Genomic DNA, 8,256 nt, shown 5'->3' on the forward strand with positions numbered 1-8,256 from the left:
AATAAGCATTTTATAACCTTTTCTTAAAAACTATTTTTTTGCTTCATGTAATTTCATGACATTGCATGAAACTATTTTTTATATTTTTAGAAAAAAAGAATTTTGAAAAAAATTATAGTTTTATTGAATACGAACTAAAATAAATGAGATAAAAAAAGAAAAGAATTGAGTGTTATAAAGTTACACCCATTTCTAATTGTTCAGTAAGTTCCTTGTATCTGTTACGGATAGTTACTTCAGTTACACCTGCAACTTCTGCAACATCCCTTTGGGTTTTTCTTTCACCTAATAAAACAGATGCAATGTATAATGCAGCAGCAGCTACACCAGTTGGACCTCTACCAGAAGTTAATCCTTTTTCCATTGCCTTTTCAATGATTTCAATGGATCTGGATTGCACTTCACCAGACAAACCGAGTTCACTTGCGAATCTTGGAACATAGTCTACTGGAGATGTAGGAGGTAACTTAATGTTCAATTCTCTTGTCAAGAATCTGTAAGTTCTTCCAACTTCTTTTTTACTTACTCTAGAAACTTCAGCGATTTCATCTAAAGTACGAGGTACTTTACATCTTCTACAAGCTGCATATAAAGAAGCAGCTACAACACCTTCAATACTTCTTCCACGGATAAGCTTGTTTTCCACTGCACTTCTGTAAACAACTGAAGCAGCTTCCCTTACACTTCTTGGAAGACCTAATCTTGAAGAGTCTCTGTCTAATTCACTTAAAGCAAAAGCCAAGTTACGTTCAGTAGCACCGGAAATCCTGATTTTTCTTTGCCATTTTCTTAAACGGTACCATTGAGCTCTGTTTCTTGCAGGAATATCTCTACCATAGATATCTTTATTCCTCCAATCAATCATTGTACTTAAACCTTTATCGTGAATAGTGTAAGTAATAGGAGCACCTACTCTTGTACGTTTGTCTCTTTGTTCATGGTCGAATGCTCTCCATTCAGGACCCATATCTACAAGGTTTTCATCAATAACTAATCCACAGTTAGCACAAACCACTTCTGCCCTTTCATAGTCTCCAATCAAATCAGTTGATCCACATTGAGGACATACGGTTTGTTTTTCTGGCTCAGAGTCATCTTTTTGTCTTCTTCTTGAAGTTCTTTTGGAATTTTGAAGAACTTCTTCAGATAATCCTTCTTTCGTGTTAATCTCTCCTATTATATTATTTTGAAAATTCTCTAAAAAATGAATAGAGAATCAATTTTTAAATGGATTATTTGTTTCTTCTCTTTTTGGAATTGGATTTTCTACTTTTAGATCTTTTGGAATTAGATTTTGAATTCTTGTTTTTCTTACTTGTCTTTTCCATTTCACGCTTAGTAGAAACAAATAGTTTTTCACCATGTCTACTTTCAAGATCCCTTCTATTAACTGACCTAAAAATATTTACAGAAACATATGGATTCTTAACTGGGCCAAAAATAGAATATACCTTACCTATTTTCTGCTTATCATTAGTGAAAACATAAGCTCCAGCGGGAGGAGTCTTGGTTGTTTTGACTATAAGCTTTCCAGAATTGGCAAGGTGTGAGATGTTTCCTAAAAATTTCATCAAATCACCTTAAAAATAAACATTAGTACATCTTAATATAATGACATTATAATATATAAATGTTTCGATGCCTTTATATATAAAAAAATTTCTTCTTAAAAAGGATTACTAAAAAATCCTAATAAAAACTTTTTAATATAGTCATATTCATTCTTTAATCAACAAACAATTGATTAATAATAGTTAATTCTGGTCATATATAAAGATTATGGAAGTAGCTGGAAAGAACAGTAAGAAATAATAGTTAACAGAAATATAATAGAATTATGAATGAAATTAGCGAGTTGCAGGAAATTATAGATAATAGCGACAATATTGTATTCTTTGGAGGAGCAGGTGTTTCTACAGAAAGCGGAATTCCGGACTTCAGATCTGAAAGGGGAATATTTAAAAGCTTAGAGAAATATGGCCATAGCCCAGAATATCTGGTTTCACACACTTACTATATGAATCATCCTGAAGAGTTTTTTAATTATTACAAGGAAAATCTAATTTTCAAGGATGCAATGCCGAATCCCGCTCATTTAAAGCTTGCTGAACTTGAAAAAGCAGGCAAGCTAAAAGCTGTTATCACTCAAAATATCGATGGATTGCATCAAAAGGCAGGAAGCAAGAATGTTCTAGAGCTTCATGGAAGCATTCATAGAAACTATTGTGAGTTTTGCAAAATGGAATATGACCTTGATTTCATCTTAAGAAATGAGGGAGTTCCAAGATGTGAATGCGGGGGGATAGTCAAGCCGGATGTTGTGCTTTATGAAGAGCCTTTAAATAATGATGTCTTAAGCTCATCCATCAACTACATTGCTAATGCAGACACATTGATAATCGGAGGAACTTCACTTGTGGTTTATCCTGCTGCAGGATTGATAAATTACTTCAATGGCTCAAAATTGGTTTTAATCAATAAAAGCGAAACTCCTTATGACAATTTAGCCAGTTTAGTCATTAATGAAGCTATTGGAGAAACATTAGAACAGATAAAAATAGAATAATCATTTAAAATTAAAAAATAGGTTAAAAATAGAAAAAGAATTAAAAAGAATAGGTACTGATTTTATTACCTATTCAAACCAATAATCTCAGACAATAATCTGCCTTTTTTCAATTCCTTAATGATATGGCTTTCCTTTACTTTCACGTTAAAGGTAGCCACCATGGTTTCATGGAAAAGCTCCTTAGGAATCACTACTACACCATTTTGATCTCCAAATACAAAGTCTCCTGGCTTTATGATGTCATCATCAATTTCCAAATCAATGTTTATTTCACCAAGACCTAATGCCTTACCTGCATTTGGAAGATAATCAAGTGCAAAAACAGGATAATCCAAATCAACAAGTGCATCCATATCTCTTGCCCAACCGTATAAAACAGTTCCAGCGATTCCTTTCTCACCTGCACAAGTGGAAGCAAGTTCTCCCCAAACTGAAGCAGGCTTTCCATAAGTGTAAATGAATAGGACTTCACCTTTTTCTGCATTATCCATAGCCATCAATGAAGTTCCCCAATCATCAGTATTGGTCTTTGCAGTGAATATCTTACCATAAACCTTATTGTCATTCATCGGTTTCAATCCATCTATAACACCACTGCGTCCAGAGACAGATGAGTAAGCATCTGATAGTTGACAAGCGGAACTTGAATCCAAGATCTTCTTCAATAAATCATGATTTTTGCTTTTTTCATCATCTAAATCATCAATGGAAAAATTATATTTGCTAATATCAACATCATCCAAGTCAATCACTTTGGATGATTTTTTCAATAAAGTCTTAGGAGTGATTTTAGCCAATTTAACACCTCTTTTAAATATAAAATTATTAAATGATTATTAATTGATTATCAATAGATTATTAATTATATACACTTAAATTTCTAAAGTATGTTTAATAAACATTTCTAAAAATTTTAAAAAATTTTAAATTCATTAGAAAAATATAAAATAATTTATATATTATGATGTAGATATAATTATGTGGATACTAAAATCATATAAAAATGATATTAAATTATAATAGAAATTATAATTACATTATTAATTAATTAAAAACTTAATTAATTCATTATTAATTACAATTATTACATTATTATTAAAATTAAAGACTTAAGGTGAAAGGAAAATAGATTATTATTACTTAAATTAAACTAATTATCATTAAATTAATTCAGAATAAATTTTTACTTAAATAAACAAAATTCATCAATTATAAGATAAAAAGAACAATTATTCATTGAGTTATTTGAATTAGCTTATATAAACAATATTTAAACTATTAAATTTAACTACTTTTACCAATCCAAAATCAATGCGATTTTAAATGATCATCTTTAAATTTTAATCAAACAATATCTTTTTTTATATGAATCAATCATAGCGAGTTTCATGATTGAATAGCTATGTCTATTTACTTCAAGAAATTCTATAAAATTAGTATCTGCTTTTATCAATTAATTATAAAATTAATTAATCAATTTATTACAAATTACAGTATAATTTAAAATTATAATCAATTAAAAATTAACAGTTTATTAATTAAAATTAATTATAATTAAGCTAGTAGTAAAAATTGTTATTATGCTAAATCTTAATTAGAATAATTAATTTTAAATCATTATTTAAAAAAGAAGTTTAAATTAAACCAATTACAAAAAACACGTTTAAAATAAACTAAATGAGGTATTATTAATTATAAAAATGTTTAAAACTGGAGATAAAAAATTAAAAAAATTATTCATAGGTTTTAAATTATCATGATAGATATTGGTTATGATAACAATTCTACGAAAAACTAGCCTTAAATTATCCTATTACAAAGCTCAAAGGAGGCTTATTATGGGAAAAGGTGTAGAATTAACTACAACTAAATATCTTATTCACGCTCAAATCAATGCAAACGGAATCGTAGAAAAGCCTGATGTAGTAGGTGCGGTTTTCGGACAGACTGAAGGTCTTTTAAGCAACGATTTAGATTTAAGAGAGCTCCAAAGAACTGGAAGAATCGGTAGAATCCAAGTTATCATTCACTCAAATGGTGGACGTGCAAAAGGTGAAATCGTAATTCCATCTAGTTTAGATAGAATTGAAACCGCTATCCTTGCAGCATCCTTAGAAACCATTAATCGTGTAGGTCCTTGTGAAGCATCTATTGAAGTTCTTAGAGTTGAAGACGTAAGAGCAGTGAAAAGACAACAAGTTATTAATCGTGCAAAAGAAATTTATATGGGCATGATGGAAACTGTCTCTCCTGAAAGCATGAAAATGATTGAAGAAATCAGAGAATCAATGAGAGTTCATGAAATCTCTGAATTTGGAGCAGAAAGACTTCCTGCAGGTCCAAATGTACACACTTCCGATGCAATTATCGTTGTGGAAGGAAGAAATGATGTTTTAAATTTATTAAAATACGGAATTAAAAACACTGTCGCAGTTGAAGGAGTTAATATCCCTACCAGTGTAGCTGAATTAACTAAAAAAAGAACTGTAACTGCATTTGTTGACGGTGACCGTGGCGGAGAATTAATCTTAAAAGAACTCTTGCAAGTTGGAGATGTGGACTACATCACTAGAGCTCCAAGAGGCAAAGAAGTTGAAGATTTAGAAAAAGAAGAAGTTTTAATTGCTTTAAGAGACAAAGCTCCCACTGAACAAGTAATAAACAACCTTGATTTCAATTTAGACACTCAAGGTAAAGTGGGAAAAGGCAAAATCAACAGAACTAGCAAAACTAGTGATAGAAGAGCAAAAAACTTAAACAAATCCGACAAATTTCACGGAAACAAAAACGGCAGAAGCGAACGTAAAGACAAATTCGAAAGAAAAAACGGTAGAAACGATCGCAGAGGAAAAGATAGAAATTCCAGAGGCCGCAGAGACAGACAAAACGACAGGATTCAAGATAGTAGAATAAAATTATTAAAGAACATGTTAAAAGATTTAGAAGGAACTGGAAACAGTGAAATCTACGATGATTCTTTAAACTTATTAAAAGAAACTAATGTTAAAACCCTTTACGAAGATTTAAAAGAGGACAATCCTGATGCAGACACCGTAATTTTCGATGGTGTAATCAGCCAAAGATTAGTCGACATTGCATACTCCAAAGGAATCAAAACATTAGTTGCTTTCAAATCAAGCAGAGTAATTAAAAGACCTGACAAGCTCAGATTAGTTACTTTAAACTAAATAAATATTCAACTATTTAATTCCAAAGTATAATAGAAATAATTATTTTATTTCTATTCTTTTTCTTTTTTTTAAATAATTCAAATAGTTTTATCTATTTTTCAAGATTTTTTATATTTTAAAAGTTTCAACAACAATCTTTTTTAAAAATTCAAAAATATTTAAATAAAACCATAAAGATAATTAGGTATAACGAAGTAAAATTAATAAATAAATTAATGTTAATGAAAAATTAATAATCAATTTAAAAAATGAAAATTTTTAAAAAACTATCCTAAATTTAGATTTAATGGGTTTGGTAAAGATCTAAAGAAGGAATTGACATGAATCTTTTTACAGAGCAATTGAACTTATCAAATGAACCTATTCAAAAGTCTCCAATAAAACTGCCGGTTATTGATGAAAATGGAGAAAAGAAGCATTTGATGGAAGTTTTTGATTTTGAAAGCATGCTCGAAGACTACTTGATTGAACTAGAGATTAGAAACTATTCAGAAAACACTGTTAAAACATACAGTTCCATCATCCATAACCTAATCAATTATATGAAAAATGAGGAAAACCTATATGATGGAAAAAGATTTTTAGCCAGTTTCAGAAAGTATATCCGTGACCTGAAAAGGGACAAGTACCTTACCCAGAATTACATTTACTTGACTACAGTCGTTTCAAAAAAATTCCTTGAATTCAATGACATCTATTTTTTAGAAGACATCAAGAATCCAAAGAGAACAAAGTCATTGCCTAAATCCCTTAATGAAAAGGAAGTGAAGGATTTGATAGAAGCTGTAGCGATTGATGAAAATGACACTCCTTTTAAACAGAAGTCAAAAAGAAGAGATAAGGTTATCCTCACACTGCTTTACTCTACAGGGCTTCGTATATCAGAACTTGTAAAGCTATTGAAAAGAGACATTGATTTTGATGAAAGAACCATTAGAGTTAGAGGTAAAGGGGATAAGGACAGAATTGTTCTTTTCGATGAGCATACAAAAGAGCTTCTATTGGATTATCTTGATGGGGATAGGCAGAATTCTGAATTCATTTTTGTAAATAAGAATGGAAACAGTCTCACACCAAGATACGTTCAGATGATGATAAAGAAATATGCAGATAAAGCAGGAATCAAAAAGAAAGTTACTCCTCACGTCTTAAGACACTCCTTTGCTACACATCTTTTAAAGAATGGTGTGGACATTAGGGTTATTCAGCAACTTCTTGGACATTCAAGCCTTTCAACAACTCAGATTTACACTAGTGTAGACATGGATACAATCAAATCAGTTTATGATCAAGCAAGAGAACAGGAAAATAACATTTAGGGATGAAAATTATGGAAAATTTACTTCTTATGGGAATTGACACAAGACCAATGGTTAATTCTGCATTGAAATTGGATTACAAAACATTTTCCATCAGCTATTTTAAAACAGTTGACTTTAAAATGCCATATATGGAAAAGCATGTTTTAGATCAGGAAAGTGTCATATCCTGTGGAAGGTTTGAAGAAAATTATTCACCTGAGAAACTTCTTGAATTATCAAAGGATTTTCTTTTTCAAAATAATGATGGGGATGAGATTGATAAGATTGTACTCACCACTGGAATAAATGCAAAAAATTTTTCTGGAGAATTTAAAAAATTTAGAAAAATTGTTCGTGGCAATAAGAACACTGAATCTGTTGAGAATAAATTCAAATTTTACAATAAGCTAAAAAACAAATTTAACGTTCCACTTACATTTCAACCATCTGATGTAGGGGAATTGAATGAGATTTTACAACAATACCCCAACAATCAATTTATTTTAAAACCCCTTCAAGGAAGTGGAGGGTTAGGAATTTTCCTGCTAAATAATGAAAGTTGTGATGAATTAAAACAAGTGGATGAAATTTGTCAAAATATTTCACTTGAAAACTACATACTTCAGGAGTATATTGAAGGAACTAATGTGTCATCATCAGTGCTGTCAAGTCATGATGAGCAAAAAAATTTGATCAATTCAAGATTGATCACTGCACATGACTTGGGAAATGATTCATATGAATATTCTGGAAACATTTTGCCATTGGATGAAAATAGCTTTAGAATGTTTAATGATAATCAAACAGAAATTAATCTTGATGAGCTTAATGATGAGATGGAAAATACATCTGAAGATTTGATAAATGAATTTGGCCTTATTGGATCAAATGGTGTTGACTATATTTTGGATAAGGAGGGGGAATTGAAAGTCATTGAAATCAATCCAAGATTCCAGGGAACCTATGAACTGGTTGAGAATTCACTTGGCATAAATCTCTTGGATGCACACATCAAGGCATGTGAAGGGGAAATCATTGACATACCTAATCCTAATCAGTATTCATTCAAGAAGATCATCTATGCAAGAAAACAGATTAATATAGGAAACCTGAAGATTCCAAACGTATATGATATTCCATATGAAGGAGTGAAAATAGAAAAAGATCAGCCGTTAGTCACTATCATCAGTTCAAA

At 30.5% G+C, this 8,256-nt stretch carries 7 protein-coding genes; 4 read left to right on the plus strand and 3 right to left on the minus strand.

Annotated features, from left to right (window positions below; all coding sequences use genetic code 11):
- Positions 1 to 172: 172 nt before the first annotated feature.
- Together IJI80_RS06330 and IJI80_RS06335 are read right to left on the minus strand one after the other, a co-directional pair.
- Positions 173 to 1,168, minus strand: a complete 996-nt coding sequence (locus IJI80_RS06330) for a transcription initiation factor IIB (protein WP_292788624.1) — start codon at positions 1,166 to 1,168, stop codon at positions 173 to 175.
- A 64-nt stretch (positions 1,169 to 1,232) separates the two neighbouring features.
- Positions 1,233 to 1,571 (minus strand): Gar1/Naf1 family protein, encoded by a 339-nt coding sequence (locus tag IJI80_RS06335; protein ID WP_292788611.1) that lies wholly within the window; start codon positions 1,569 to 1,571, stop codon positions 1,233 to 1,235.
- A gap of 266 nt (positions 1,572 to 1,837) precedes the next feature.
- On the opposite strand from IJI80_RS06335, the gene IJI80_RS06340 reads away from it, so the two are divergent.
- Complete coding sequence (locus IJI80_RS06340; protein WP_292788613.1) at positions 1,838 to 2,566, plus strand: NAD-dependent protein deacylase; 729 nt, start codon at positions 1,838 to 1,840, stop codon at positions 2,564 to 2,566.
- Positions 2,567 to 2,631: 65 nt separating this feature from the next.
- Here the strand turns inward: IJI80_RS06340 and IJI80_RS06345 are convergent, their stop codons facing one another.
- Complete coding sequence (locus IJI80_RS06345) at positions 2,632 to 3,366, minus strand: RraA family protein (RefSeq protein ID WP_292788616.1); 735 nt, start codon at positions 3,364 to 3,366, stop codon at positions 2,632 to 2,634.
- Positions 3,367 to 4,407: 1,041 nt separating this feature from the next.
- On the opposite strand from IJI80_RS06345, the gene dnaG reads away from it, so the two are divergent.
- The 3 genes from dnaG to IJI80_RS06360 all read left to right on the plus strand — a co-directional run.
- Positions 4,408 to 5,757, plus strand: a complete 1,350-nt coding sequence (gene dnaG / locus IJI80_RS06350) for a DNA primase DnaG (RefSeq protein WP_292788618.1) — start codon at positions 4,408 to 4,410, stop codon at positions 5,755 to 5,757.
- A gap of 323 nt (positions 5,758 to 6,080) precedes the next feature.
- Positions 6,081 to 7,079, plus strand: coding sequence for a site-specific tyrosine recombinase/integron integrase (xerA, locus tag IJI80_RS06355; protein WP_292788620.1), 999 nt, complete (start codon positions 6,081 to 6,083; stop codon positions 7,077 to 7,079).
- A gap of 11 nt (positions 7,080 to 7,090) precedes the next feature.
- Positions 7,091 to 8,256: ATP-grasp domain-containing protein (locus IJI80_RS06360; protein WP_292788622.1), on the plus strand; the 1,166-nt coding region annotated here is incomplete at its 3' end.

Source organism: Methanobrevibacter sp., assembly GCF_017432245.1.
In the GTDB taxonomy this organism is placed as follows: domain Archaea; phylum Methanobacteriota; class Methanobacteria; order Methanobacteriales; family Methanobacteriaceae; genus Methanobrevibacter.